Origin of the sequence: Streptomyces sp. NPDC001816 (genome assembly GCF_042892235.1) — a bacterium.
GTDB lineage: Bacteria > Actinomycetota > Actinomycetes > Streptomycetales > Streptomycetaceae > Streptomyces.
Genome location: NZ_JBIATY010000001.1, coordinates 389409 through 415600, shown reverse-complemented (window position 1 = coordinate 415600; position 26192 = coordinate 389409). Strand labels below are relative to the sequence as shown.

Here is a 26192-nt window from a genome sequence, read left to right as displayed (position 1 = left end):
CCGTGACTGGGACGCAACCGTACGGCCTGCCATCGTCGCTGTGTCTGCCGCTCCCAGTGCCCTATGGCCCAGATCCGGCCTCGCTGCGGCTGGAGAGCACGTGTGAGCCCGGCCGGAGCTGGGCCGTGGCCGCGGCAGCCCTGGCCGCCGGTGAGCCGCGACAGGCTCGTGCCGTCCTTGACGCACTGGATGCCTCGCTGCAATCCCTGCCGCCCGAGTCCGCTGCGGTCACCGAAACCTTGCGCGACGCGGCCCGGGCCCTGGAACTCGACCACCGCCCCGGCGGGTGGAGTAACTCCCGTAGGGACACGCGTCTGCTCATGGAATCCGCGCTGATAACCACGCGGGGTGGTCAAGCGCTGGACAAGGCCCCCACCGGGCTCCCCTGGCTGCTCACCTTCGTGGCCGGCATCGTCCTTCCCGCAGTGTTGTCCGTGCAATGCAGCCTGGGTGCGGCGGCAGACGCGGACGTCCATCCTCTGGGCACCCAACCGGACGACCTTTCCCTCGACTTGGTCCGAGTGGTGGAAGAAAGACTGCTCGATGACCGTTTCACCCGACGTGAGGCCGACCACCCTCTCTTCGCGTCGGTGAGTGCCGCCCTTCGCCTCCTGACAGCGGATCTGTGGCGGTGGGCCGGCGCTCCGGATCAGGCTGTGGAGCGCTACCAAGCCGCCCTCGGCGCGGCCCCGGCAGGTGACCTCGCCTTCCACGGCTGGGCGGCGATGGTCTCCGGGGACTGGGCTCTGGGCCTGCAAGGGGGCGTGGAACAACGTCGCCCCGCCGAGGACCTGCCGGTCACTGCGGACCTCGGCTCAGCTGATCGGTTGTGGACCAGGTCGGCGCGCCTCTACCGCAGAGCGCGCTGCCGTCGGGGCGTGGCCGCTGCCCTGCTGCGCCGCGCCCACGCCGCCCGGCTGCGCGGCGCGGCCGCCGACCGCAGCGGGTTCCTGCACGAGGCGGAAACACTGGCCGCCGAGGCGGGGGACGGTGCGCTGCATGCTCTCGTTCAGGTTCACTCCTGGCTCGACCGGATCGAGGACGGCACCGACGTTCCCGACACGGTGTGCGAGGCGGTACGGGAATGGGGTGCGACGGTCGGCAACGCAGGTTGGCTGCAAGGTCTGTCCGCGCTGGTTTCCGCACAGGCCACGCGGTGGAGTTCGGCGGGGGATGCCCCCCGCGCCGCCCAGGCTCAGCATGTGGCTGACGCGCTCGTCGGGAAGCCGGCCGCAGGGGCTGCCCGGCACAGCGCCGAGGGTGCCAGGCACCAGCTGTCGGCGGCAGTGCTTGCCGAGGAGGAGCTGGCGCGGTGCGAAGCCGCCTTGGCGCAGGCCCGGGAACAAGACCGTGACGGGGATCGACACCGCATCGCGTACTCGGACGCCAGGATGGCCGGTCTCGGGTTCACCAACGCCGCCGTCGCCCTGGCCGACCCCGATCTGCTTGCCCTGGCCGCCGACCGCAGCGAGCGGCTGCTGGAGGCGGCCCCGCAGCGAGCGCAGCCCCGTCCGCCCGCCGGGCCGTCCGCAGAGGACGAGGCCGAGCAGCCTGCCTTTGACGAGGGAGCCGTTGCCTCGCCCGACGGTGCCCGGGCCTACGCCGCCTACTGTCGGGCTCGGGCTGCGACCATGGCCGGACTGGACGAGCGGGCCCAGATGTTCGCGCAAGAGGCCCTGGACCGGGCGCTCGGCTGCGGGGACTCCATGACGATCGTGTCCACCCTTGTTCTTTTACGCCGTATGGACGAGGCCCGTGAGCTGGTCGACTGGCTGGAGGCATCCAAGGCGCTGGACCCATGGCTGCTCACCTCGCTGCGACTGTTGTTGGGACAGGCGCCGGAGGCCGCGCGTGCCGCGCCCGGCCTGGATGCGTTTGCGCAGGCCGTCGAGGACCGGCCCTGGGAGCTGCCGAGGCTCAAGGCCGAAGTCGCGGCATCGAACGGCGACCACTCCACGGCGCTGGGGCTGGGCGAGGAAGCCCTCGCCCACTACGAGAGTCATCGCGCCCGGCTGGCACGGGATGTGCTGCGCAGTTCCGTGGCGAGTGACGCAGCGGTGATGAGCCTCTATCACACCGCGCTGCTGTCCCACCTGGCGCTCGACGGTGTCACCCGCGAGGGGACCGGTGCCCGTGCGGGCGGCCCCGGCGCCCGGGCCGCCTTCGCTCTGGCCGAGCGCGTCCGCTCGGGATTCCTCGACAGCGTCCTCGCTCTGGATGTGGCCCGGGGACCGGCGGAACAACGCGCGGTACGGTCCTGGCTGCGCGCCGACTCCCGCTGGTCCGCCGTGTACGAGGACCAGGTGGCGCGCCTGCGCCAACGGGGCTCCGCAGGCCCGGCCGACGCCGCTGCCGTGGTCGCGCCGTCGCCGGGTGCCGCGAACCTCCGCGAGCGCGCCGAGCGGGAGCTGGCCGAGGCCGAACGCGCCGTCCGGCAGGTCGCCCCTGCGGCGCTCACCGCCTGGCGCGGTGCGGACCGCGTCACCGCCGAAGCGGTGGCGGCGGCCCTCCCACCGGGTGTTCTGCTGCTGCAGTACCACTTGTTCGGTGAGGACCTCGTCGCGTGGGCGGTCACCCGCGACCGGCTGCGTGTCGTACGGACACGTCAGTGGGCCGTGGCCGGACAGGGGCTCGCCCGGCGTTTCCATTCCTGGTGCTCGGGCCTGGGCGGCGCCCGGAGCGCCGGCGCGGATCTGGCCGAGCTGCTGCTGGCTCCTTTCGCCGGGGAGCTGCGCGACTATCAGCGGGTGCTGCTGGCGCCGCCCCCAGCCCTGTTCCTGGTGCCCTTCCAGGCCCTGCCGTGGGACGGGGGCGTACTCGGTGACCGTCGCACGCTGTCCTACCTGCCCGCCGCTTCCGTACTCACCCGCCGCCCTCCGGGGCTGGCAACCTCAGTCGCGTGGAACGCTCTGCTGGTCGCGGATCCGGCCACCGACCCGGCGGCCCAGATGGCACCGGTCCCGGGCACCGCCGTCGAGGTGCACCATGCGGCCGCTCTCCTTCCCGGGGCCGATGAGCTGACCGGCCCCCGCGCCACCCTCGACGCGGTCACCCGGGCGGCCGCCGGACGCGGGATCCTGCACCTGGCCACCCATGGCACGGTCGACGAGCTGTCGCCCAACCGCAATCACCTCGTCCTTGCCGGCCGCGACAGGCTGAGCGTCGGCGACCTGTACGGCCTGAGCACCGATGCCGGTCCGGAGCTGCTGGTGTTCTCCGGCTGCCACACCGGCCGTGGCACCGCTTCCGGAGGCGATGTCCTCGGGCTGGCGCGCTCGGCTCTGGTGGCCGGCGCCCGTCATGCGGTGGTCTCGTTGTGGCCCGTGGACGACATCAGCGGCTGCCTGACCATGATCCGCATGTATCGGCATCTGGCGGCCGCCCGCCCCCGCCTTCCCGACGGCCCCGGCCCCGGCGTGGCTCAGGCCCTGGCCGAGGCCCAACGTGAGGTCCGCGCGATGACCGCAGCGGAGCGGAACGCCGAATACGCGGCGTTGGCAGCCGAGGCGGACCGCCCGCAGCCCGCCGGGGACGGACGCGGCACCGTGCGCGACAGCGGCCCGGCTCGCCGGCTCCCACCCGAGCACCCCTTCCACTGGTCCCCGTTCATCCACATCGGCACCCAGGAGGCCATGGCATGACGCTGCGCGCCCTGCTGATCGGCGCCCAGACCTTCGGCCTGTCCGGGGTGCACAACGATGTCCAGCTCATGGAACAGGCGCTGCACGGCCGAGGCTTCGAGGACATCCGGGCCCGGGTCGAGGACGACGCCTGCTACCACGCCATCATCGAGTCCCTCGACGCGCTGGCACGGGACACCGGGCCACAGGACGGGGTCGTGCTGTACTACTCCGGCCACGGCTCGCTCCAGGACCGGCCCGACGCCGCCGAGCAAGCCCGCGCGCGCCGCTCTCCCTATCTGCACTACCTGGTGCCCACGGACCTGAGCGACACCACCACAGGCGATTTCCGCGGCCTGCTGGTGGAAGAGCTGACCGCCGCCGTCCGCGGGCTGACCGCGATCACACCCAACGTCACCGTCGTACTGGACTGCTGCCATGCCGGCGGCGCCGTGCGCGACCCTCGGACAGCCGTCCGGTCCGTCAGCCACGACGTCCCCCCGGATGCGGCTCTGACCCGGGCCGACCGGCTGTTCGCCGCCCAGCTCTCGGCGCCGGACCCCTCGGTCGTACGGCTGACCGCCTGTCAACGGCACGAGCGGGCCTATGAGGCACCGAGCCTGCGCCGGCCCGGCAAGCGGCACGGACTGTTCACCGAGGAACTCGCCCATCTGCTGGATGCCACCCGGGAGCACCCGGTTCCCTGGGCCGTACTGATGGCCCAGGTCCAGGACCGGGTGGCACAGCGCATGCCGCAGCGCCCGGACCTCGGCGGTCCGCACTCCGCCCGGCTGCCGTTCTCCACGACAACGACAGCTCATGCCCGCCAACTGCCGCTCCTGTGGCGCGGGCACCGACTGGTGGTGCCCGGCGGAGCAGTGCTGGGACTGGCGAAGGACGACGTCGTAGCCCTCACCGAGCCGGGTGAAGCCCCTGACGAAGCGCCACGGGCCAAGGTCACAGCGGTCCTCGGCGCCGACGCCGAGCTGGAGCCACCTCCCGAGTCTCCGGAGTCGGGCTTTCACGCGGTGCTCGTGCGCACCCACGTCCGCAAGCACATCGCTCTGGACGGCGACGGGCCGCTGGTCGATGCTCTGCGGCCGGCCCTCCCCCGTTCGGCCGGACTGGCGGAAGCCGGGCCCGTCGACCGGCCCTTCGCCACGGTCCGCACCCGGGACTCCTCCGTGGTCGTCACCGACCGCGCCGGGTTCGCCTTCCGCGCGCCCGTCCCTGACGATCCCTCCCACGTCGAGCATCTGCTGAGCTTGCTGGAAGAACTCGCCAGAGGCGAACGGCTTCGCGCCTTACCGGACGGTGTCGGCGAGGCGCGACTGGACGCCGAAGTCGAAGCCGTGTTCGAGCGACTGTCAGACGGCCGGCCGCCGCAGCGGCTGCGCTCCGGCGGCCGGCTGACAGAGGGTGATCAGTACCGCGTCCAGGTCGTCAACCACTCTCCGTATCCGCTCTTCCTGTGGTTGCTGGATGTCGGGCTGAGCGGACGTACCGCGCTGGTGACCCATGACGAGCCCAGTGGCTGCCTGCTGCAGGCAGCAGGCCGGGCGGGCGACGTGTGGAACTCCGGCTGGGTCGACATCTACTGGCCGCAGGACGTGCCCTACGACGGTCCGCGCCCCGAAACCCTGACCGTCCTGGCAGCCGACCGCGCAGCAGACCTGTCTTCTCTGGCCACCCCCGGCTGGTTGGCGCAACGGGGATCCGTACCCGCATGCCTGGAGCGCGTGGCCGGCGAGATCCTCACCGGTACTCGGGACGCCGGTCCGGCACTGGCCGATGGCTTCCGCTACAAGGTGCTCCGTTGCGACACCGAAGTAGAGCCTCGGCCTCCTGGCGATGACACGAAAGACGGCGGGCTGGGTACGTAGGTTTCCATGACTTCTGCGCGACCCGGACCGGGGGTGCCCACGGCCACCTACCGGCTGCAGCTCCAGCCCGCGTTCCCGTTCGGCGCCGCCGCGGCGGCCGTACCGTACCTGGCCTCGCTCGGCGTCTCGCACGTGCACCTGTCCCCCGTGCTGGAGGCCGTCCCGGGCTCCCCGCACGGCTACGACGTCGTGGACCACGCGCGCGTGCGCGAGGAACTGGGCGGTGAGGAGGGGCTGCGCGCTCTGGCGCACACCGCGCGGGAGCACGGCCTCGGTCTGGTGGTGGACATCGTGCCGAACCACATGGCCATGGCACCCCGGCACAACCACGCCCTGTGGGAGGTGCTGCGCGAGGGACCCGGCTCGCCGTACGCGCGCTGGTTCGACATCGACTGGAAGGCGCAGGGCGGACGCCTGCTGCTGCCCGTGCTCGGCGGTCCGCTCGGGACGGAACTGGACCACCTGGTGGTCGACGGCGGTGTCCTGCGCTACCACGACCACGCGTTCCCGCTCCGCGAGGGCACCGAGGAACTGCCCCTGCCGCAGCTCCTGGACGCGCAGTGGTACCGCCCGGTGTGGTGGCGGCTGGCCCGCACCGAGCTGAACTACCGGCGCTTCTTCAGCATCTCGGAACTGATCGGACTGCGGGTCGAGGACCCGGAGGTGTTCGACGCCACCCACGCCAAGATCCTGCAGCTGCTGGCGGAGGGCGTGGTCGACGGGCTGCGGATCGACCATCCCGACGGGCTCGCGGACCCCGACGGCTACCTGGAGCGGCTGCACGAGGCGACCGGCGGGCGCTGGACGGTCGTGGAGAAGATCCTCGCCGACGGCGAGCGGCTGCCCGCCTCCTGGCCCGTCGCGGGCACGACGGGCTACGACGCCCTGCGCCACGTCGACGGCCTGTTCACGGACCGCACCGGGGCGTATCAACTGCTGGGGCGGTACCGGGCGTTCGCGGCGCCGCAGACGGACCGGGGCGGCAACTGGGAGGCCACGGTGCGGCGGGCCGCCTACAAGGTGATCACGCACGAGCTGGCCGCCGAGACCGACCGGCTCACCCGGGTGGCCGCCCGGCTGTGCGCCGCCTCCCCGGACCTCTCGCTGCGCGACCGGGCGCCCTGGGCGCTGCGCACGGCCCTGGAGGAGCTGCTGGTCCGGCTGCGGGTGTACCGCCCGTACGCCTCCGGTGACGCGGCCGCCGTCGTCACCGAGGAGGCCGCCGAGGAGGCCCGGCTGGCCTTCGTGGTGCCCGAGGAGGCCGAGGCCGTCGGCATCGTGCGCCGGCTGCTGGTCGAGACGCCCGGTGACCCGTCGGCGCCGGACCACGCCGACCGGGCGGAGTTCCGCGCCCGGTTCGCGCAGACCGCGTCGGCGCTGCGCGCCAAGGCCGTGGAGGACACTGCGTTCTACCGGTATGTGCCGCTGCTGTCGGTGGCCGAGGTGGGCGGCGACCCCGGCGCGCCCGGCGTGTCCCCGGAGGACTTCCACGCGTACTGCGCGCGCGTGCAGCGCGACTGGCCGGACACCGGCACGGTCGTGTCCACCCATGACACCAAGCGCAGCGCCGATGTGCGTGCTGCCATGGCCGTGCTCACCGAATGCCCGGACCGCTGGGCGGAGTTGCTCGCCGAGGTGACCCTGGCCGAGGAGGGCGTGCCCGACGGACAGCTGGCCTGGGCGGCCTGGCAGACGGTGTTCGGGCTGGGCTCCGCGGAGGAGGCGCGGGTCCAGGGGGCGCTGCTGAAGCACGTACGCGAGGCCGGCATGTACACGAGCTGGACGGAGCAGGAGCCGCCCTACGAGGACGCGGTGGCGGCCTTCGTCACGGCCGGGCCGTGCGGGCCGCCGGGAGAGCGGGTGGTGGCGTTCCGCAAGGCACTGGAGCCGCACGTCCGGTCGAACGTCCTGGGCACCGCGCTGGTCCATCTGACGATGCCGGGGGTGCCGGACCTGTACCAGGGCACGGAGGGCGAGTACCGGGCCCTGGTGGACCCGGACAACCGACGGCCGGTGTCGTTTCCCCCCGCAGCGCCCGGCGAGAAGGACGCGCTGACAGCTGCGGCCCTGCGGCTGCGCGCGCAGCGGCCGGACGCCTTCGGTACGTCGGCTACGTACACCCCGCTCACCGCGCACGGCCCGGCTGCGGAGCACTGCGTGGCGTTCACGCGCTCCGGCACGGTGATCACGGCGGTGACCCGCCTGTCACTACGGCTCACGGAGTCGGGCGGCTGGCAGGAGACACAGCTGGAGCTGCCGCCGGGACGGTGGGCGGACGTGCTGACCCCGGGCAGGGAGTTCACTGGGCACGCGCGCGTGGCGGACCTTTTCGAGGGGCTGCCGGTGGCACTGCTGGAGCGGACCGGTGAGGACTGAGGGTCGGCGCTTGCTCAGCCGGCCTGGGCGGCGGGCAGGGCTTGGTCATCGTGTTCCTGCGGGGCGGCTGCTCCAGGTGAGGGCCAGGTGGTGCGCAGGAGGTCCACGAAGGCCTCGGCTGCTCCGGTGGGCGGCACGCGCGCGTAGACCGTCAGGGCGCGCTTCCAGGCCGGGTCCGGGGTGAGGACTACGCAGTCCTCGCCGACGGCACCCCGCACGACGTGGGAGGGCGCCACGCACACCCCGACCCCGGCGGCGGCCATGCGCACGGCCGTGGAGGTGTGCTCGGTCCACACGGCGGTCCGTGGGCGGTATCCGGCCTGTCCGCACGCCCAGTCGAGGAAGCGCTCGCCGTGGACGACGGGTTCCATGGCGCAGCGGATCCAGGCACGGTCGGCGAGTTCCGGCAGCGTCACCCTCGTACGGCCCGCGAGCCGGTCGTCGAAGGGCACGACGAAGACGACTTCCTCCTCGCCGACCGGTACGACGGTGCCGGGCGCGCCGACGGGCTCGGGGCCGATCGCGAGGTCCGCGGTGCCTCGCTGGACCGCCTCCTCCAGGGCCTCGGAGGTGGCGTACTCGTGCAGGCGCAGCAGGACCCTGGGGTGGGCCGTACGCCAGCGAGCGAAGACGTCGGGGAGGGCGCCGACGGCGATGGAGTGCAGGGCCGCGATGTGCAGCTCGCCGCCCTCGGCCCCGGCGGCGGCGCGGGCCGCGCGGCGGGCCTGGACGGCGCTGCGGACGGCCAGCTCCGCGTGCGGCAGGAAGGCGCGGCCCATCGGGGTGAGGCGCACGCCGCGCGGCATGCGCTCCAGCAGGGCGCCGCCGACCGTCTTCTCCAGGGCCTTGATCTGGTGCGAGAGCGCGGGCTGGGTGACATGCAGCAGCTCCGCCGCGCGCGTGAAGGACGCCTCCTCGACGACCGTCAGGAAGTACTCCATCTGTCTCAGGCTCATCGCGCCGCCTACCCCGTCTTCCCATAAGGGTCCTGCATCGGTTCCACAAATACATTGCCTTGGACTCATGGCAAGGGGCGGGCGGAGGGTGGAGGTCATGAACTCACAGGCCATGAGCACAGAGGCAACGCACACGCCGGACGTCGTCGTCATCGGCGGTGGCACGGGCGGGTACAGCACCGCCCTGCGCGCCGCCGCCCTCGGTCTCGACGTCGTCCTCGTCGAACGCGACAAGGTCGGCGGGACGTGCCTGCACCGCGGCTGCATCCCCAGCAAGGCGATGCTGCACGCCGCCGAACTCGTCGACGGCATCGCCGAGGCCCGCGAACGCTGGGGGGTGAAGGCCACGCTGGACTCCGTCGACTGGCCGGCGCTGGTGGCCACACGGGACGACATCGTGGCGCGCAACCACAAGGGGGTCGAGGCGCATCTGGCACACGCGGGTGTGCGGGTGGTGCGAGGGAGCGCGCGGTTGACGGGGGCGCGCACGGTGCGGGTGGAGGGCGTGCACGCCGGTTCCGCGCTCGCGCATGCCGACGCCTTGCACGCCGATGCCGTACAGGCCGATTCCGCGCTCGGCGTGCGCGACTTCACCGCGCGCCGCGGGATCGTCCTCGCGACCGGCTCGCGACCGCGCACGCTCCCGGGGCTCGTGCCCGACGGCCGGCGCGTGGTGACCAGTGACGACGCGTTGTTCGCGCCGGGGCTGCCGGGGTCGGTCCTGGTGCTGGGCGGAGGTGCGATCGGGGCGGAGTACGCCTCCTTCCACCGGTCGATGGGCGCGGAGGTCACCCTGGTGGAGGCCGCCGACCGGATCGTGCCGCTGGAGGACGCCGACGTGAGCCGGCATCTGACCCGCGGTCTGAAGAAGCGGGGCGTCGACGTGCAGGCAGGCGCGCGGCTGCTGGACGCGGAGGTGCTGGAGAACGGCGTGCGCGCGCGGGTGCGCACCGCTCGCGGGGAGACCCGGACCGTGGAGGCAGAGCGGCTGCTGGTGGCCGTCGGCCGGGCCCCGGTCACCGAGGGCCTGGACCTGGCAGCCGCCGGGCTGACGACGGACGAGCGGGGGTTCGTCGTACCGGCGGACTGGAGCCGGCTGGAGACGGCCGTACCGGGGATCCATGTCGTGGGCGACCTGCTGCCGCCGCCCTCGCTCGGTCTGGCCCACGCCTCCTTCGCGGAGGGCCTGCTGGTGGCAGAGACGCTGGCGGGGCTGCCGTCGGCTCCGGTCGACTACGCGGCCGTGCCCCGGGTGACGTACTCGTCGCCGCAGACCGCCTCCGTGGGGCTCGGCGAGGCGGAGGCACGCGCGCGTGGGCACGACGTCGACGTCAACACGATGCCGCTGACCGCCGTCGCCAAGGGGATGGTGCACGGGCAGGGCGGCATGGTGAAGGTCGTCGCCGAAGCCGGCGGCGGGCAGGTGCTCGGTGTGCATCTGGTGGGCCCGAACGTGTCGGAGATGATCGCCGAGAGCCAGCTGATCGTCGGCTGGGACGCCCAGCCCTCGGACGTGGCCCGGCACGTGCACCCGCACCCCACGCTGTCGGAGGCGGTGGGCGAGGTGTTCCTGACGCTTGCCGGACGCGGCCTGCACCAGCAGTGAGCCCCCGGATCGCGGCGGTCCGGCACCCTCCGTGAATGCTCCGGGCGCCCCCTGGAGCCTCCCGGCCGTGTGCTTGACAGTTCACCCATCCCGTGCGGCACTGGGAGGGCGAGGCCGGGCGGACAAATCGGGGGTGAGTCTCCTGCCGGAGCTGCGCTACCCCAGCGTTCCCGAACTGATCGCCTCCGCACGAGCGTTGGCCGCTCAGGAGCCCGGGCTGTGTTCGCTCAGGCAGGTGGGCCGCTCGCGAGCCGGCCGGCCGCTGCATCTGCTGTCGGTGGGACACGCCCGCCGCGCCGTGCTGGTCGTCGCGGGCGCCCACGCCAACGAGCCGACGGGCGGCTCCACCCTCCGGGTACTGGCCGAACGGGTGCTGGCCGAGCGGGAGTTGCGGGCCGGCACCTCCTGGCACTTCCTGCTGTGCGCGGACCCGGACGGCGCGAGCCTGCATGTCACCCCGGCGCCGCGCAGCCTGCTCGACTACCACCTCGGCTTCTACCGGCCGACCGGCGCGGAGCAGCCGGAGTGGTCCCCGGCGGTGCTCCCGCCGGACCGCCTGCCGCCCGAGACACGGGCCCTGACCGGGGTGATCGACGAACTGCGCCCCTACCTCCAGGTGACCCTGCACGGCACCGATCTGGGCGGCAGCTGGGTGCAGTTGACGAAGGACGTGCCGGGCCTGGCGGAGCCGTTCGCCAAGTCCGCCGCCGAGCTGCACATCCCGGTCGAGACGGGTGCCTCGGACGCCGCGGGCTGGCCCGCGTCGGGGCCCGGGGTGCATGTGATGCCCGGCCCGGAGACGGGGGTCGCCTACCCGAGCCTGCCGGACGACGCACGGCACAGCACCTGGTACCACGCGCACCGCTACGGCGGTCTGACGGCCGTGGTGGAGGTGCCGATGTGGGCCAGCGACCTGGTGGACGACCCGGCACCGCACCCGGCACCGGCGGCGGCGATCGGACGCCTGGCCCAGCGGCTGCTGCGGGACTCGCTGGAGGTGGAGCGGGTGCTCGCCGAGGCGCTGCCCCGGCTGGAGGACGCGGACGGCCCGTTGCTGCGGGCCTCGCGGTGGGCGCTGGAGCTGATACCGGGTCTGGCGCAGGACTGGATCCACACACCGCCGGCCGGCACGACGATGGCGTACGTCGGCAGTGTGGACGCCTTCGGGCGGCGGCTGCCGCTGCGGGCGGCGGCGATGCTGCTGCGGGTGCTGCGGGAGACGGACGACCGGGCGGCGCCCCGGCTCGAACAGCTGGTCGCCTCCTGGTGCGAGGCCTTCGCGGACCGTTTCCGGGCCCGCTGGGTGCCGTTGGAGAACCAGGTGGAGCACCAGTCCCGGACGGTGCTGGTGGCGGCCCAGCAGGCCCGGGAACGGGCCGCGTGAGGCCCCCCACAGCCTCCCGCGCCCGCCGCCTCCCGTACCTGCCGCCTCCCGCGCGCCGGACTCAGTCGTCCGGACTCAGTCGTCCAGCGCGAAGACCGCTCCCGTCCGCCCGTTCATGACGCACTTGCTGGAGTACGTCTCCTGGAAGTCGACCGGCCGTCCGCGCCACCGCCCCCGCGCGTGGACGGTGACGGGAGCGAAGATCATCGTGCAGAAGATCTTCTTGGGCGGAATGCGATCGATGTCGCCGTCGGCGGCCGCGAGTTCGGCACAGGCCTCGGCAGCGTGCCGGTGCCCGAGGGGCGGGTCGCACAGCAGCAGCGTGTGGCGCGTGTCGCGCGTGTAGCCGGCCCGGGTGTCGCCGCGGGTGACGGTGAGGTCGAGCCAGTTGCCGGTGAGCGTGTGACGGGGTGCCGCCTGGGCCGGGCCCGCGGCGAGCAGGCCGACGGAGGCCAGCAGGGCGCCTGCAGCCGCTGTCGCTCGGGTGATGTACGTCATTCCCGAAGCATCGGCGCGGCGGCCCGCGTTCCGCACCCCGACTCACCCGAACGGGACCGTACGGGCGCACAGCGGTGCGTCAGTTCGAATGCGGGACTCGAATGCGGGACGGCGTCTCAGTCCGCCGAGAGCCGGAAGGTGATCCGTCCGAAGCCGACCTGGTCGCCCTCGCGGACCACGACGGCACCCACCACGCGGCGGCCGTTGACCGTGGTGCCGTTGGTGGAGCCGAGGTCCCTGAGGACCCACATGTCGCCCTGGCGGCGGAGGTCGGCGTGCACGCGGGACACGGTCTCGTGGTTCAGGCGCAGCCCGTTCGCGGGGTCGCGGCCTATGCGCAGCGGATGGCCGTTCGCCGGGTTCGGCAGCCGCAGCTTGGGCAGTCGCTCGGCCTGCCAGGCCCGGCGCAGCCGTACGGTGAAGCCGGAGACGGCCTCGACGGTGCCGAAGACCGCGCGGGAGAGGCGGTTGTCGCGGGGCAGGTCGGCGGTGAGGGCGGCGAGTTCGTCGGCGCGGCGTGCGGCGAGCGCGAGTTCCATGCGGCGTACGAACGTGTCGTGCGACAGGCGGCCCATGGCAACGCCGTCTCGCAGCACCTGCAGCGCCTTGTCGCGCTCCGCGTCGGACAGGCGCGCGGGGTACACGGGGATCTCGAAGGACGACGTCACGCTGGTGATTGTCGGGCAGTGAATCCCCGGTGTCCAGAAACGCGGAGAACGGTTACCGCACGCGCATAGTTCCACGACACCTGCTGGTAAAGGGCGGATTCGAAAGCGGATAGATCGCTTTCGCGGCACGATGGACGAGCTACATCACGGTGAGCAGACGAAGGGGAACCGTCCGTGCAGTTCGAGGTGTGGGCACCGCAGGCAGACCGTGTGACGCTCCATTGCGACAGCGCCACGCGCACGTTGGAGCGCGACTCCGTACGCGCCGGCTGGTGGACGGGGGAGGCGCAGGCCGAGGACGGTGCGCGATACGGGTTCGCGCTGGACGACGGTCCGGTGCTGCCGGACCCGCGTTCGCGCCGTCAGCCGGACGGCCCGGACGGCCTGAGCGCCGTCGTCGACCACGGGAGGTACGCGTGGCGTTCCGCGTGGGCGGGGCGCGAGCTGACCGGCGCGGTGCTCTACGAGCTGCACGTGGGCACGTACACCCGCGAGGGCACCCTGGACGCGGCCGCCGGGCGCCTCGGGCACCTGGTGGAACTGGGCGTCACCCATGTGGAGTTGATGCCGCTGTGTCCGTTCCCGGGGCGGCACGGCTGGGGGTACGAGGGGGTGTCGCCGTGGGCGGTGCACGAGCCGTACGGCGGCCCCGAGGCGCTGAAACGGTTCGTGGACCGGGCGCACGAACTGGGCCTGGGGGTCGTGCTGGACGTCGTGCACAACCACTTGGGGCCGTCCGGCAACCATCTGCCGCGGTTCGGGCCGTACTTCACGGACACCCATCACACCCCCTGGGGCGCCGCCGTGAACCTGGACGCGCCGGGTTCGGACGAGGTGCGCGCGTACTTCGTGGGCAGCGCGCTGGCCTGGCTGCGGGACTACCGGATCGACGGGCTGCGCCTGGACGCCGTGCACGCGTTGCGCGACACGCGCGCGTGCCACTTCCTGGAGGAGCTGTCGGCGGCCGTCGACGGCCTCGCCGACGAACTGGGCCGCGCGCTGTTCCTGATCGCCGAGTCCGACCTGAACGACCCGCGGATCATCACCCCGCGCGCGGACCACGGCCTCGGGCTGCAGGCGCAGTGGAACGACGACTTCCATCACGCTCTGCACTCCGCGCTGACCGGCGAGTCCCAGGGCTACTACGCCGACTTCGCGCGCGCTCCCCTCGCCGCGCTCGCCAAGACGCTCATGGGCGGCTACTTCCACGACGGCACGTACTCGAGCTTCCGGGGCCGCGGCCACGGGCGGCCGCTGGACCGGGCGCAGGTGGCCGCGCACCGGCTGCTGGGCTACAGCCAGACCCACGACCAGGTCGGCAACCGCGCTCAGGGGGACCGCCTTTCGGCCCTGCTCTCCCCCGGTCTGCTGGCCTGCGCGGCCACGCTCACGCTGACCGCGCCGTTCACACCGATGCTGTTCATGGGCGAGGAGTGGGCGGCGGGCACGCCCTGGCAGTTCTTCACCGACCACACGGACCCGGAGCTGGCCGACGCCGTACGGCGGGGCAGGCGGCGGGAGTTCGCGCAGCACGGCTGGGCCGAGGAGGACGTACCGGACCCGCAGGACCCGGCGACCCGGGAGCGGTCCTGCCTCGACTGGTCGGAGCCGGAACGCGAGCCCCACGCGCGCGTGCTGGCCTGGTACCGGCGGCTGATCGAGCTGCGCCGGGAGCAGCCGGACCTCACCGATCCCGACCTGGCCGACACGAAGGTGGCGTACGACGAGGAGGCCCGCTGGCTGGCCTTCCGGCGCGGGGACGTCCGGGTGGCGGTGAACCTGGGCAAGGAGCAGGCGGGGATCCCGCTGGGCACCGGGCGGGTACAGGTCCTGGCCGCCTGGGACCCGGTGGCGGCACCGGGCCCGGACGGTCTGCTGCAGGTGCCCGGGGAGTCGTGCGTGGTGCTGGTCCAGCCCTGAGTGCCTGATTGCGATCCCGGATTACGGGCGGGCAGTGAGCGAAAGGCGTTGAGCCCGAGGGTGCCGGACTGTCTGTGCCCGGTGCCCGGAGCGTACGAGGCCCGCACAGCAGTCGGCCCTGGCGCCGTCCGACGGTGGAAGGACGGTGCCAGGGCCCGTGCTACGTGTGCTGGTGGCTCCGCCGCGTCCACGGCTTGGGCCACCCCCCATCCGCATGCCTATGTCGTGAACGAGAACGGCGGCGGGCCCGGTGGCGACACGGTGTCGGTGATGGACACCACCACCAACACGGTCGTGGGCACCCCTATCCCCGTCGGCGCCGCCCCGGAAGGTGTGGCGGTCGGCGTATCGATCCAGGTCAGAAGCTTTGTGTCAGGTCGGCCGTACGGGTGGCGAGGATTGCGTGCGGCCCGGCCTGACCGTCTCGTGGCGCCGGGGGTGTCATCGTGCACGGGGATCTTTTCGACGGGAGAAAGGGCCGTTGGTGCACCGTGCCTCTGTGCTGCTCGCGACGGCGGTGGGTCTGGCGGGTTTGGCGGCGCCCGTCACGGCCGCTCTGCCCGCCGACCGCGACCCGGCGAGCAGGATCGACCACATCGTGGTCTTCTACCAGGAGAACCGCAGCTTCGATCACGTCTACGGCAACTGGGGGGAGGTCGGCGGCGAACGCGTGTGGGGCCTGTCCGACGCCCCGGCGGCTCACACGCTCCAGGTGGGCCAGGATGGCAGGCCGCTGCGCTGCCTGTTCCAGACGGATCCCAACCTCACCTCGCCGTCACCGGTTCCGGCCACCTGTACGGACACCGGACATCCGGCGAAGCAGGGCAGTAAGCACGAGTGGCGGTGGGTCAAGAGCGGGTTCCCGAACCGTCCTTGGAGAATCGACGACTACGTCCCGCACGACGCCACGACCTGCCCCGGCGGTAAGCCCAACGGCACGGGAGAACCTGGTGGCTGCACGCAGGACCTGACACATCGCTTCTACCAGCACCAGTACCAGATCCACGGAGGCCGGCAGGACCGCTTCGTCGTCGCCAACGAATCCGCGGGCCTGACCATGGGCTCCTACGACACGACGCAACTGCCGATCTACACCTACCTGCACGGCAGCGACGCCCCGCCGTACGTGGTCTTCGACAACTTCTTCCAGGCCGCGTTCGGCGGCTCCTTTCTCAACCACCAATGGCTGGTGGCCGCGCAGACGCCGATCTTCGCCGATGCCGACCACAGTGGCAGCACGAGCACGGAGGCCTGCAGGAAGGGTACGAAGGACTGCGACCTGCACTCGACCGTGGACGTCAATGGAATGCCGCAGGGCGACGACCTGAAGGATCTGCCCTATTACGCGTCACCGGGCGGCCGGCTGGAGGACGGGCGCCTCACCGTGGCCGCTGACTCCGAAGGGCGCTGCGCCCCGAGCTTCGACGGGGCGGTGCCCGCGCCCCGAGGCACGGTGTGCGGTGACTACGCGGTCAACAGCATCGATCCGTACACGCAGCCCTACAAGCCGGGCAGGGAGAAGGGCAAGCGGCTGCCGCTGCTGCACTCCGACAACATCGGAGACCTGCTGTCCGGGCACCACGTGTCCTGGGCCTGGTACACGGCGGGCTGGGACAACGCGGTCGGCAACAACGGCCGGGATCCCCAACACCCGCTGGGTCCCGGCTGGACCGCAGGCCCCACCCACACCAGCACGGGCACCTGCACGAACGCGGCGCGCAAGGGTGCCGTGTTTCCTTACTGCGTGTCGTCCGACTTCTCGGTCCACCATGTGCCGCTCGGCTATTTCGCCAACTACGCCGACGGGACGGGCGCGCGGGCCGAGCACCTCGCGGACGAGCGGAAGTTCCTCCAGGACGTCGCCCGCCCCGGCGGGCTTCCGGCGGTCAGCTTCGTCAAGCCGGAGGAGTTCGACGAGCACCCCGGCGGCAGCGAGTACGAGGGCAGCGCCCACCTGGTCAAGCTCATCAAGGCGGTGGAGAGCGGGCCCGACGCCGAACACACGATGATCATCGTGACGTACGACGAGAACGGCGGCTTCTGGGACCACGTTCCGCCACCGGGTACGCCGGGCAACCGCGGACCGCACGACGTCTTCGGCCCCGGAAGCCGGGTCCCGGCTCTCATGATCGCTCCCGGCCTGAGCAGAGGCGTCGACCACACCCAGCACGACACGACCTCCATCCTGGCCACCATCGAGCACCGGTACGGACTGCCCTCGCTGAGGCTCCCGGACGGCAGCAGAGCCCGGGACGCACGCGTCACCGACCTGTTCACCGCATACCGGCACGATGACCACCACCGCCAAGGACACCCTCCCCGGTGACCGTGGACTGCTTGAGCTAGGGCTCCGTCTCGTCGTCCTTGAACTCGGTCACGCGCTCCAGCAGGATCGGCTCCCAGGCGCGCCGCAGCTGGATCCGCAGCAGCGTCGGGGAGCCGGTGGCGCGGCCTTCGAGGTGGTCGGTGAGGCGGATGACGGTGTCGCAGCGGGCGAGCCACAGGCCGCGCAGGCAGGGGCGGGCGCCGTAGCCGGCGAGGGTGGCGGCGCGGACGGCGGCCGGGGAGCCGACGGCGACGGCGAGCCCGGCGATGTCCTCGGCGGGGTCGCCGAAGGCGGCCTCGGTCCAGTCCAGGATGCCGCGGACCCGTCCGTCGGCGCTGACCACCACGTGCTCGCCGGTGAGGCCGTGGTGGGTGAGGACGGCGGTGCCGGTCTGTGCGGCGAGCTGGGCGGCGCCGGGCGGGGTGAGCTGGAGCAGGCGGGCGGCGTCGAACTCGTCGGCGGCGGCGAGCCGTTCGGCCGCGTGCACGGCCATGCGGCGCAGCGCTTCCAGGGAGCGCGCGGCGGTGCGCGGCACGCCGAGCGCCTCCGCCTGCCGGGCCGGCACGGCGCGCAGTCCGCTGAGCAGCCCGGCCAGGTCGGCCTCGCCGACGGCGGAGACGTCGTGCTCGTCGGCGGTGCCGCCAGGCAGTTTGGTGTCGAGGGTGTAGGCGAGGCCGGGTGCCCAGTCGCCGTGGGCGACGCTGACCGGGACGGCGACGGGCAGGTGCGGGCGGACGAGGTCGCGCAGGCGCAGTTCGCGGCGGCGGCGGGCGGAGGCCTCCCGGTCGGGGGCGAGGCGCAGCACATGGCGGGTGCCGACCCACCAGGTGTGCTCGCGGCCCTCGGTGACGGGCCGGACTTCGGGCCCCTCGGTGCCGTTCGCGGTCTCCTTGCTCTCCTTGAGCAGGGAACGGACCAGTCTGCGGACGGAGTCCGCGGTGGGTGTCGGTGCCTGGGTCATGGGTCGCGCCGTAGCCGTTCCGGGGTGTCGTCGAGGGTGTGTCTCCTGGGCCGCTCAGTCCACTATGACCATCTCACGCGTGGTGTTGTTGAGGCGGCGGCCGCCGTCCTCGGTCACCGTGACGATGTCCTCGATGCGTACGCCGAAGCGGCCGGGGAGGTAGATGCCGGGCTCCACGGAGAAGCACATGCCGGGTACCAGGGGCTGTTCCTCGCCCTCGATCATGTACGGCGGCTCGTGCGTGGTGACGCCGATGCCGTGGCCGGTGCGGTGGATGAAGTACTCGCCGTATCCGGCGTCGGTGATCACCGCACGCGCGGCGCGGTCGACCTCCTGGCAGGCGACGCCCGGCCGTACGGCCCGGAAGCCGGCCTCCTGGGCGGCGCGCACGATGTCGTGGACCGTGCGTTCCTCGTCGGTCGGCTCGCCGACGTGGACGGTGCGGGTGGTGTCGGAGCCGTAGCCGTCCTTGAGTCCGCCGAAGTCGAGGACGACCATGTCGCCGTGCTGGATGACGCGGTCGCCGACCTCGTGGTGCGGGTTGGCGCCGTTGGGGCCCGAGCCGACGATGGTGAAGTCGACCTGGGAGTGCCCGAAGCGGCGCAGCAGGTCGGCGAGGTCGTGGCCGACGTCGGACTCGCGGCGCCCGGCGAAGGGAACCTTCCGGATCTCCTCGAAGGCCTGGTCCGCGGCGGCTCCCGCGGCTGCCAGGAGTTCCAGTTCGGCCGCGTCCTTGACGGCGCGCAGCATGGGCAGGGCGTCGGTCAGGGCGGCGTAGGACGTGCCGGGCAGTGTGCGCTGGAGGCCCAGCAGGTGCATCGCCCAGGTGTTGTCGCTGATGCCGAAGCGGCCGCTGTGGTCCAGGAGGGCGGCGGTGACGGCGTAGGGATCCTTGCCGTCGGTCCAGTCGCGCAGGGTGAACGCGGACGCGCCGGCCGCGTGCTCGGCGTCCGGGGCCTCCAGGGTGGGCACGACGAGCACGGGGTCGTGTCCCGGAGTGAGGACCAGCACGGTGAGCCGTTCGGTGACCGCGGTGGGCGTGTAGCCGGTGAGCCACACCATGTCCGGTCCCGGCGCCACGAGCAGTCCCGCGAGGCCGGCGTCCGCGGCTGCGTGCGCGGCGCGCTCCATGCGGGCCCTGTAGTCGTCGGCGGTGAAGGGCGCGGGCGTGCTACCGGTCATCCGGGCCTCCGAGCGCTGTCGTGGTGACGGGGCGAAGCGGTCTCGGGCAGCATCCTGCCCGGCCGGACAGGGCGGCGCGAGCCGATCGCGCGGTCCTGTGGCGGCGGTCCGCGGGGACGGGGCTCGGCATGGGGCCATCATGGCGCGTGGGGCGGGGTGCGACCAGCGAGTTTCCCGACGTGTCCGGACCCGCGGGAGCATACGTCGGCCGCGGTCAGGTCACCACACCCGGAACGACGGTCAGCTGCTGGAAACCGCCGCTGGAGTGGCGCACGGTCAGGGTCACCTCCGTGCCGGGGCGGACGTGGGCGACGGCCCGGGCGAGGTCGGCGGCCGTGTCGACGCGGGCCCTGCCGAACTGCAGCAGGACGTCGCCGCGGACGAGGCCCGCTGTGTAGCCGGGGCCCGGCACGTGGACGCCGACCACCAGGGCGCCGGCCTTGTCGGCGTCGACGGCCTCCACGCCCAGGGTCGCGCCGGTCCGGGCCTCCGAGGGGCTCGGCGAAGGGGCCGGTTTGGCCGAGGGGTGGTGCGGCGGGGCCTGGCGTTGCAGCTCGGCCAGTCTGCTCATGCTGATGACGGTGGCGCCGACGGTGCCGATGCCGACCCCGGAGAGCACCAGGACGGTGCCGGTGCACAGGCCGAACAGCAGGGTCCTGAGCCGCCGGCCGCGTGGGCGCGCGGCGTGCGGGCGCCGGACGGGGTCGGGAGTGCCGGTCCCCCGCCGCTTCTGACCGGGCATCGGCTTGGGACGCAACGCAGTCTGATCCATGGTTCGCTCGCCTCCGGCTGGTGCTCTACCCGGGGCTCCGCTCCACGACGAGACACGAACGAGTGAGACTGGCCGGAGCGTGGCGGAGGGTAGTCATAGCCTTCGATGCGATGCACCGGGCCCACACTCACGCACGGTCCACTACTCACGCACGGTCCAGCAGCTGCCGGACCACCTCCGCCGCCGTTCCCGTCGGGGCCCCGCCGTGCACGAGTTCGGTGCGGTGGACGACCCGGGGTGCGGTGAGCGGGACGGCGACGGTGCCCGGGACGCCGGTCGCCGTCGAGCGGGGCAGCAGGGTGAGGCCGTGGCCGGCGGCGGCGAGGGCGGTGAGGGTGCGCAGGTCGGTGCCCTCGTAGCGGAAAGCGGGTCGGAAGGCGCCGCCGCCGCCCGCAGCGCGCAGGTGGGCGAGGGGCAGGGCCGCGTCGGGTGCGTCCAGCCAGCGGGCGTCGGCGAGGTCGCCCAGGCGCAGGCCGGTGCGGCCGGCGAGGGGGTGGCCGGTGGGCAGCAGGACGCTGACGGGTTCCTCGGCGACACCGTGCGTGGTCAGCGGTGCCACGTCGGGCAGCCGCAGCGGATCGCTGGGGGCCGCGACGCCGTCGACCAGGCCGAGGTCGGCGGTGCCGGTGGCGACGGCGACCGGGATCTCGTCCCGGGTGAGGACGCGCAGGGTCACGCCCGCGGCCGGGAGCGCCCCCAGGACGCCGGGGCCGAGGGCGGTCGGTGTGGCGGCGAGGGTCAGGCCGTGCGCGGGCGCGGCGGCCATCCGGGCCACGTCGGCGCGGGCCGCGTCCAGGCGCAGCAGCAGCGGGCCCGCGTGCTCCAGCAGACGATCGCCCGCCGCGGTGGGGGCGACGGGCCGCCGGGTGAGCAGGGGCGCGCCAAGGTCCTGTTCGAGGGCGGCGATGTGCTGGGACACCGCGGACTGGGTGTAGCCCAGCTCGCGGGCGGCCTCGGAGAAGGAGGCAAGGCGCGCCACGGTGACGTACGTGCGCAGCAGGTGCGGGTCCATGCGGAACAGGATCGCACTCCATCAGCAGCGCTTATCGACCGTGCAGGAATCATCGTTGGACGTGAACGACGGGCGCCGCCCAGGATGAACGGCATGACGAACACCGCGGCTCGCACCGCCACCCTCGCCCTCGTCGGGGACCGCTCCCCCAACGTCGTCTCGCACACCCGTGTCCCGCTCCTGCTGGACGCCCTCGCCGAACGCGACCGGTTGGTCCTGGACGCCTACTGGATCCCGTCCGAGGACGCGGCGGCCGAGGGGGCGGTGCGCGGCTTCGACGCGGTGTGGGTGCTGCCGGGCAGCCCGTACCGCAGCGAGGCGGGTGTCCTCGCGGCCATCCGCACCGCGCGCGAGGAGAGCATCCCGTTCCTGGGCACCTGCGGCGGATTCCAGCACGCGCTGCTGGAGTTCGCCCGGAACGTGTGCGGGCTGACCGGGACCGCGCACGCCGAGAACGACCCCGACGCCGAGGACCTGCTCATCGAGCCGCTGGCCTGTTCGCTCGTCGGCCATGAGGCCGCCGTGACCCTGGAGCCGGGCTCGCTCGCCCGTTCCGTGATCGGTGCGGAGCGGACGGTCGAGCGGTACCACTGCGCCTACGGCCCCTCGCGCCACCTCGACACCCTCCGCGCCCACGGTCTGCGGTTGTCCGGGCACGACGAGGACGGGCAGGTCCGCGTCGCCGAACTGCCGGGCCACCCCTTCTTCCTGGCCACGCTGTTCCAGCCGGAGCTGTCCGGCGACGGCTCGCGCCCGCACCCGGTGGTGCGGGCGCTGGCACGAGCCGCGGTCGAGCACGCGAGCCGGGCGGCGCGCCTGCCCGCGTGACCTGACCGGGGTCAGCCGGTGTGACCCCCGCCGTGGCCCCCGTCATGACCGCCGTGCGCCCCGTGGTCGAACTTCATGGCCTCGGCCGGCATGACGACGAAGGGCCGCATCATGCCCATGTCCTCGTGCTCCAGCAGGTGGCAGTGGTACATGAACCGGCCGTACGCCCCGTCGAACTTGCCCATGACGCGCAGGATCTGCCCGCCCGGGACGCGGAAGACGTCCTTGTGGCCCAGCTCGTTGGGCGCCAGCGGTATCCGGGTGCCCGCGTCGTAGGCGATGGGGGTACGGGTGCCGCCCACCGCCGGGTCGAAGCCCGAGACGTCGTACGCGTCCCGGCCGAGCAGCTGGAAGTCGGCCAGGTGGATGTGCATCGGGTGGACGATCGGCGCGAGGTTGAGGAAGCTCCACTGTTCGTAGCCGCCCTCGGGGATGGTGAAGCCGAGACCGTCGTTGAACGTCCGTGCCGTGCGCCGGTACGTCTTCGTGGTGCCGTCCGCCCCCGTGAGCTGGATGACGCCGTCGGCGGGGAGCTTGAGGCCGCTCGGGTCCGCCACCTCGGTCATCTCCCAGATCTCCGGGTGGCCGCCGGCGCCCTTGGTGGCGGGCGGCGTGAGCACGATCAAGCGGTGGCCGTGCTCGATGTCGTGCGTGAGGCGGCGGAAGGAGCCGGAGAGCACCTCGGGCAGTTCGAAGGTGTCGCACGCCCCGGTCTCGCCGACGCGGAACTCCAGCACCGCCGGATAGCGTACGTCGCCCGCCGGATCGGGCACGCCCGCGGGCTGGTTGCGGCCCTTGTTGACCAGCCGGAGCCTCCTGCCCGCCAGCCCCCGGAAGTCGACGAGCAGGTCGAACCGCTCGGCCGGGGCCGCGGTCAGCGTGGGCAGCGCCTCGTCGAAGTCGACCGGGACGGGCCGGGGCAGCAGCCCGCCGTCGCTGCCGATCTGGTGGACGACGCCCGGCACCGGGTTGTCGTCCTCGTCCACCAGGACGAGGTTGAAGATGCGCGCGTTGGACGCGTTGACCAGCCGGAAGCGGTACCAGGCGTCGTCGACGTCGGCGTACGGCCAGATGCGGCCGTTGACCGTGGTGTACGGGCCGCTGAACGGGATGGAGACCGGCTTGCCCGTCTCCGGGTTCTTCTGCTGGACGATCACCGTCTTGTGCAGCAGCCGGCCGTTGAGGCGGCCGTCCTCGTCCGTGTCGAGGTTACGGTCGGCGAGCAGCAGCGGTATCTCCCGCTCCCCGGAGGGGAGGTGGAGCGCGTCCTCCTCGTCGTCACGGACGAGGTAGGTGCCGTACAGGCCCGTCATCACGTTCCACCGCGTGATGTTCATCGCGTGGTCGTGGTACCACCACTGCACCGCCTGGTGGTCGTTCGGGTACTCGGACAGCTGGGCGTCGCCGTGTCCGACCGCGTTGTCGGCCCAGCCGTCGTTGCCGCCGCCGGTCTGGGCGCCGTGCAGGTGGGTCACCGTCCAGGCGGGCAGGGCGGCGACGTCCTTGTTCGGTTCGACGCCCTCGCGGCCGGGCTCGGTGGTGGCGGGCGGGCGGCCGTCGGTGCGCAGCGGCACCTCCACCGAGGTGACCGGGTACTCGCTCTCCTTCGGGATGCGGTTGGTCCAGGCGATACGGATGCGCTGTCCGCGCCGCACCTCGATGGTCGGGCCGGGCACCTGGCCGTCGTACCCCCACATCAGGGTCGGCGGCAGCTGTGGGTGCAGGCGGACCCAGGTGGGGCGCAGAGCGATCTCCGTCTCGTGCGTCACGTCGGCGGACGCGGCCGCCGGGCGCAGGACGGGCGGGACGGGTAACCGGGTGGCGTACGGCGTCAGTTCGCCCGGTTCCGGTGCCTGCTTGCCCGCTGCGTCCTCGGTGATCCTCTCGATGATGTCGGTCAAGGTCGAACACCCCCGTGTTCCGTTGTCTGTTCCCTTGTCTCAGAAGACTCCCGACGCCCCGCCGAGGTTCCCGGAATATCCCGTTCCGTACGAGAATTTTCCGAAACGGCCGGCGCGATGTCAGCCGATGGGCAGCGCCGACCCCAGGTCCGGTACGAAGCCGTGGGTCCGGCGGGCGAGATAGCCGGCCTTGTACCGGTCGACCTCCCGGTGCCAGTGCAGGACGCCCGCCATCCAGTTCTGCAGGTCCGCCACGTAGTGGCCCATGGCCTCACGCGCCTCGGCCGACAGAGCGAAGTCGTCGTACAGGACCGGCAGTTCGTGGCTGACGATGTGCTCGAACTGCTGCATGCGCTGGGTCGTCAGGTCGTGGACGATGCCGACGGCGGCCGGGTAGTCGCAGCCGAAGAAGTTCTGGACGACGAGGATCGCGTTGTGCAGCTCGCCCTCGTACTCGATCTCCTTCTGGTACGAGAAGACGTCGTTGATCAGGCACCCGTAGTCCACGGCGGCGTTCTCCAGCGCCTGGACGGGGCCGCTGCGGTAGACCTCAGGCGGGATCGCGGGTCCCTGGCCCGCGCGGCACAGGCTGAGGGTGAGGTCGGAGCCGAAGGTGGCGCGGCGCATCTCCAGGTAGTCGACCGGGTCGGGGATACGGTTCTGCAGCTGGTTGGACAGCTCCCACACCCAGCTCTCGGTCATCTCGTCGACGCAGTCGCGCAGGCCGCGCCGCTGGTCGGGATTCATGCCCGCGGTGGTGCGGGCCCACAGGTCGATCAGGCCGCGCTCGATGCCGTTGACCGGGACGACGGTCGTCTCCGCGCTGTCGCAGGGCATGCACGCCGACAGGCGGGCGGTGGCGAGCCGGGCGGCGGCCAGGTCACGGCGGCTCCCGAAGACCAGCGGGTAGTAGTCGTCGGCGTAGGTGCCCCAGGCGAGCCAGTACGCGCTGAGGTCCAGGACCTCCGGCGTGGCGTCCGGGTCGATTCCGGCCGCGCACAGCGCGAAGTCGCAGGCGGCGAGCTTGTCCTCGTCCCAGACGCCCTCCTTCAGCATGCCCATGCGGTGCATCCACGCGGTCAGGCGGGGGCGGCACGCCTCCAGGTGCGGGCTCAACCCGACCTGGTGGGGCATGTGGAAGTCGGGCAGCAGCGACGGGCCGACCTTCTGGAAGGGCACATGCGCGTACGCCCGCAGGCGTTCGGCGGCGGCCGTGGCGAGCAGCGCGCCGACGTCGGCGGCCGAAGTGCCCGGACCGGTCAGCCTCTGCCAGGGCGCGACGGTAGTGGCGCCCTGGTTCATGTAGCGGCTGGAGCGCAGGTGCCACTCGTGGCCGCCGGACTGCCAGTCCTGAAGTCCCTTGGTGTAGGCGGCGACCGCGGCGACCTCGTCGGGCCTGAGCCCCTTCTCCAGGGCAGCGGCGGGCACTTCGGTGAGCGCGGTGTGCTCGAACTGGTGCAGGCGCGAGGTGAGGATGTCGTTGACGGTCTCGGCGGCCTCCTGGGTGGTGCAGCCGAAGAAGGTCTCCAGCACGAGCACGCCGTTGCTGTTCTCGCCCTCGTCCTCGACCTCCCGCTGGTAGGAGAAGAGGTCGTTGCGCAGGTGGACCGCGTCGGAGAACGTCTCCATGAGCACTCTGAGCGGACGGGTCCCGGCGACGGCGGCGGGCACCTCCGCGGTCGCGTACTCCACGAGCCCGGCCGACCAGGGGGCGCCGCCCACCTTGCGGCGCATCTCGATGTACTCGACCGGGTTGGCGATCCGCCCCTCGTTGATGTTGGACAGCTCCCACATGGACTCGTTCAGCAGGTGCTCGGTGGCCAGGGAGAAACGCCGGCGCCAGTCGACGGACATCGACGGCACCGTCCGCCTCCACAGGTCGGCGAGGCCCGCCTCGACCGGGTTCCCCGGCTCCGGCAAGGGTGTCGCCGGGTCCAGCGGCATGAACAGGGGCAGGCGGTCCAGGTGGGCCTTTCCGGCTGCGCGGTCCGGGGTGCGCTTGTACATGTCGAGGAAGTGGTCGTCGAAGAAGAACACCCAGACGTACCAGTCGGTGATCAGCGAGAGGGCCGGGCCGTCGCAGTCGGGGTGGGTGTAGGCGCACAGGAGCCCGTAGTCGTGCGCCTCCAGGTCGGCCTGGTCCCAGATCCCGGAGCCCTCCAGCATGCCCATCTCGCGCGCCCACGCCGTCGAGTGGGCACGTGCCTCGTCGACATGCGGGTTGAGCCGCGCGGGATACGGCATGTAGAAGTGCGGGAGTTCGAACGGCTGCGTCATGCCCGGGCCCTACCCGTGGCCC

At 72.6% G+C, this 26192-nt stretch carries 17 protein-coding genes; 8 read left to right on the top strand and 9 right to left on the bottom strand.

All coding sequences use genetic code 11. The features are described 5' to 3' along the window. The first annotated feature begins 125 nt into the window (after positions 1–125). The 3 genes from ACFYZZ_RS01810 to treY are packed head-to-tail and all read left to right on the top strand — an operon-like array spanning position 126 to position 7879. Complete coding sequence (locus ACFYZZ_RS01810) at positions 126–3641, top strand: CHAT domain-containing protein (protein WP_389170169.1); 3516 nt, start codon at positions 126–128, stop codon at positions 3639–3641. Next, positions 3638–5503, top strand: coding sequence for a caspase family protein (locus ACFYZZ_RS01805; RefSeq protein ID WP_389170166.1), 1866 nt, complete (start codon positions 3638–3640; stop codon positions 5501–5503). Before ACFYZZ_RS01810 ends, ACFYZZ_RS01805 begins: the two co-directional genes overlap by 4 nt. Before the next feature lie 6 nt (positions 5504–5509). Continuing rightward, entirely contained in the window at positions 5510–7879 is a 2370-nt protein-coding gene (treY, locus tag ACFYZZ_RS01800; protein ID WP_389170164.1) for a malto-oligosyltrehalose synthase, read from the top strand. Between the two features lie 14 nt (positions 7880–7893). Here the strand turns inward: treY and ACFYZZ_RS01795 are convergent, their stop codons facing one another. After that, positions 7894–8835 (bottom strand): LysR family transcriptional regulator, encoded by a 942-nt coding sequence (locus ACFYZZ_RS01795; protein ID WP_389170161.1) that lies wholly within the window; start codon positions 8833–8835, stop codon positions 7894–7896. Between the two features lie 112 nt (positions 8836–8947). Here ACFYZZ_RS01795 and lpdA point away from each other — a divergent pair, with 112 nt between their 5' ends. Together lpdA and ACFYZZ_RS01785 are read left to right on the top strand one after the other, a co-directional pair. Next, complete coding sequence (gene lpdA / locus ACFYZZ_RS01790) at positions 8948–10441, top strand: dihydrolipoyl dehydrogenase (RefSeq protein WP_389170158.1); 1494 nt, start codon at positions 8948–8950, stop codon at positions 10439–10441. 133 nt (positions 10442–10574) lie between these two features. Further along, positions 10575–11825: a M14 family zinc carboxypeptidase gene (locus ACFYZZ_RS01785; protein ID WP_389170156.1), complete on the top strand. Its 1251-nt coding sequence runs from the start codon at positions 10575–10577 to the stop codon at positions 11823–11825. 75 nt (positions 11826–11900) lie between these two features. Here ACFYZZ_RS01785 and ACFYZZ_RS01780 read toward each other — a convergent pair whose 3' ends face one another. Together ACFYZZ_RS01780 and ACFYZZ_RS01775 are read right to left on the bottom strand one after the other, a co-directional pair. Further along, positions 11901–12323 (bottom strand): SSI family serine proteinase inhibitor, encoded by a 423-nt coding sequence (locus ACFYZZ_RS01780; RefSeq protein ID WP_389170153.1) that lies wholly within the window; start codon positions 12321–12323, stop codon positions 11901–11903. A 116-nt stretch (positions 12324–12439) separates the two neighbouring features. Further along, positions 12440–12991, bottom strand: coding sequence for an FHA domain-containing protein (locus tag ACFYZZ_RS01775; RefSeq protein ID WP_389170151.1), 552 nt, complete (start codon positions 12989–12991; stop codon positions 12440–12442). 174 nt (positions 12992–13165) lie between these two features. On the opposite strand from ACFYZZ_RS01775, the gene treZ reads away from it, so the two are divergent. Together treZ and ACFYZZ_RS01765 are read left to right on the top strand one after the other, a co-directional pair. Beyond that, a complete protein-coding gene (gene treZ / locus ACFYZZ_RS01770) occupies positions 13166–14911 on the top strand; it encodes a malto-oligosyltrehalose trehalohydrolase (RefSeq protein ID WP_389170148.1) in 1746 nt (581 codons plus the stop codon). A 499-nt stretch (positions 14912–15410) separates the two neighbouring features. Continuing rightward, positions 15411–17237, top strand: a complete 1827-nt coding sequence (locus tag ACFYZZ_RS01765; RefSeq protein ID WP_389170145.1) for a phospholipase C — start codon at positions 15411–15413, stop codon at positions 17235–17237. A 16-nt stretch (positions 17238–17253) separates the two neighbouring features. On the opposite strand, the gene ACFYZZ_RS01760 is transcribed toward ACFYZZ_RS01765, so the two are convergent. From ACFYZZ_RS01760 to ACFYZZ_RS01745, 4 genes are all read right to left on the bottom strand, one after another. Further along, the gene (locus ACFYZZ_RS01760) at positions 17254–18198 is read right to left on the bottom strand and encodes an aminoglycoside phosphotransferase family protein (protein WP_389170142.1); all 945 of its coding nucleotides are present in this window, start codon (positions 18196–18198) and stop codon (positions 17254–17256) included. A gap of 54 nt (positions 18199–18252) precedes the next feature. Beyond that, positions 18253–19380, bottom strand: a complete 1128-nt coding sequence (locus tag ACFYZZ_RS01755; RefSeq protein ID WP_389170139.1) for a M24 family metallopeptidase — start codon at positions 19378–19380, stop codon at positions 18253–18255. 214 nt (positions 19381–19594) lie between these two features. After that, the gene (locus ACFYZZ_RS01750) at positions 19595–20152 is read right to left on the bottom strand and encodes a PDZ domain-containing protein (protein ID WP_389170136.1); all 558 of its coding nucleotides are present in this window, start codon (positions 20150–20152) and stop codon (positions 19595–19597) included. 145 nt (positions 20153–20297) lie between these two features. Continuing rightward, a complete protein-coding gene (locus tag ACFYZZ_RS01745; RefSeq protein ID WP_389170133.1) occupies positions 20298–21164 on the bottom strand; it encodes a LysR family transcriptional regulator in 867 nt (288 codons plus the stop codon). Between the two features lie 93 nt (positions 21165–21257). Between ACFYZZ_RS01745 and ACFYZZ_RS01740 the strand changes: the two genes are divergently transcribed. Further along, complete coding sequence (locus ACFYZZ_RS01740; protein WP_389170130.1) at positions 21258–21992, top strand: gamma-glutamyl-gamma-aminobutyrate hydrolase family protein; 735 nt, start codon at positions 21258–21260, stop codon at positions 21990–21992. An 11-nt stretch (positions 21993–22003) separates the two neighbouring features. Here ACFYZZ_RS01740 and phsA read toward each other — a convergent pair whose 3' ends face one another. After that, positions 22004–23893: an O-aminophenol oxidase PhsA gene (phsA, locus tag ACFYZZ_RS01735; protein WP_389170128.1), complete on the bottom strand. Its 1890-nt coding sequence runs from the start codon at positions 23891–23893 to the stop codon at positions 22004–22006. A 120-nt stretch (positions 23894–24013) separates the two neighbouring features. Then, positions 24014–26170 carry a germacradienol/geosmin synthase Cyc2 gene (gene cyc2 / locus ACFYZZ_RS01730; protein ID WP_389170126.1) on the bottom strand — a complete coding sequence of 719 codons (2157 nt, stop codon included), beginning with the start codon at positions 26168–26170 and terminating at the stop codon, positions 24014–24016. Between the last annotated feature and the right edge of the window lie 22 nt (positions 26171–26192).